1 protein-coding gene is annotated in these 531 nt (G+C 41.2%); it reads left to right on the top strand.

Annotated elements, in window-relative coordinates:
- Positions 1-464: hypothetical protein (locus tag RX395_RS09900; protein WP_316367316.1), on the top strand; the 464-nt coding region annotated here is incomplete at its 5' end.
- Positions 465-531: the final 67 nt, after the last annotated feature.

Genomic DNA, 531 nt, shown 5'->3' with positions numbered 1-531 from the left:
GGGATTACGTTAGGAAGTCTTGCGAACATATTTTTGCAGATGCTTGGCAATATGACATTGTAAAAGCAGCAAGGAGTCCAATTTTTAATCCATCTGGTGACAAACCAGAGGGAGACGTTGGCAAGGAGCGAGCACTTAAATATGTAATCGCCGGTGATCCAGACAGTGAAACACCTGTGATAAGGACGCTCGGAAAATATGATGATAAACATTCCCTTTATCAGATTTATGGACAATCTCTTTTTGATCTCTTGGATTGCTCCGGTTGTGTCATTGGGAACTATCAGAAATTAAATGGGTCTTATCATTCAGTGGTACTGAGCAGAACAGAAAAAGGACTTAAACTCTTTGATCCATGGGATGGCTTTGCTGATGAGTTTACAGTTGAGCAGATTTTTCAAAGTGGTTTTTTATCAAACAGTGGCCCGGGCATCGTAAAATGGATTCAGTATGTTGCAGAATAATAGTGGAGGTGGAATTGTGGGTACCATATGTCTGGACAGCCTTCTTCTCCAAGGGCCAATTCAATTC

Origin of the sequence: Collinsella aerofaciens (assembly GCF_032584215.1) — a bacterium.
GTDB lineage: Bacteria > Actinomycetota > Coriobacteriia > Coriobacteriales > Coriobacteriaceae > Collinsella.
This window is presented reverse-complemented; position numbering and strand designations above follow the sequence as displayed.